We start from the raw sequence: 1,224 nt of genomic DNA, 5'->3' as shown, positions 1-1,224 counted from the left end.
TTCAAGTCGGTCTTCCCGATCTCCGATTTTTCCGGCTCCTCGATGCTGGAGTTCGTGAAGTACGAGTTCGAAGGACCGAAATTCGACGTCGACGAATGCCGTCAGCGCGACCTGACCTATGCCGCGCCGCTGAAGGTGACGCTGCGCCTCATCGTGTTCGATATCGACGAGGATACCGGCGCGAAGTCGATCAAGGACATCAAGGAGCAGGACGTCTATATGGGCGACATGCCGCTCATGACCTTGAACGGCACCTTCATCGTCAACGGCACCGAGCGCGTCATCGTCTCCCAGATGCACCGTTCGCCGGGCGTCTTCTTCGACCACGACAAGGGCAAGTCGCACTCGTCGGGCAAGCTTCTGTTTGCCGCGCGCGTCATCCCTTATCGCGGCTCGTGGCTCGACATCGAGTTCGATTCCAAGGACGTCGTGCACGCCCGCATCGACCGCCGCCGCAAGATTCCGGTGACGTCGCTGCTGATGGCGCTCGGCATGGACGGCGAAGAGATCCTGTCGACCTTCTACAACCAGATCACCTACAAGCGCGCCGGCGACCACTGGCGCATCCCGTTCAACGTCGAGCGTTTCCGCGGCCTCAAGGCCGTCGGCGACCTGGTTGACGCCGATACCGGCGAGATCGTCGTCGAGGCGGGCAAGAAGATCACCGCCCGCCAGGCGCGTCAGCTCGGTGAAAAGGGCCTCAAGGCGATCAAGGCTACCGACGAGGACCTGCTCGGCAACTATCTCGCCGAGGACATCGTCAACTACGCCACCGGCGAGATTTTCCTCGAAGCCGGCGACGAAATCGACGAAAAGACCCTCAAGGTGCTGCTCGGTACCGGCGAGCAGGAGATCAACATCCTCGACATCGACCATGTCAATGTCGGCGCCTACATCAGAAACACGCTCGCCGTCGACAAAAACGAGAGCCGCCAGGACGCGCTGTTCGACATCTACCGCGTCATGCGTCCGGGCGAGCCGCCGACGCTCGAGACCGCCGAAGCCATGTTCAACTCGCTGTTCTTCGACAGCGAGCGCTACGACCTGTCGGCCGTCGGCCGCGTGAAGATGAACATGCGCCTCGAGCTCAAGGCCGAGGACACCGTGCGCGTGCTGCGCAAGGACGACATCCTGGCCGTGGTCAAGACGCTGGTCGAGCTGCGCGACGGCAAGGGCGAGATCGACGACATCGACAATCTCGGCAACCGCCGCGTGCGCTCGGTC

The 1,224-nt window shown here is 62.2% G+C and carries 1 pseudogene; it reads left to right on the top strand.

Features of this window, described 5'->3' with window-relative positions:
* Window positions 1–1,224, top strand: a pseudogene (locus J0I79_RS33970) (DNA-directed RNA polymerase subunit beta); the annotation flags it as partial.

Source organism: Mesorhizobium sp. (assembly GCF_017306585.1).
GTDB lineage: Bacteria > Pseudomonadota > Alphaproteobacteria > Rhizobiales > Rhizobiaceae > Mesorhizobium.
This window is presented reverse-complemented; position numbering and strand designations above follow the sequence as displayed.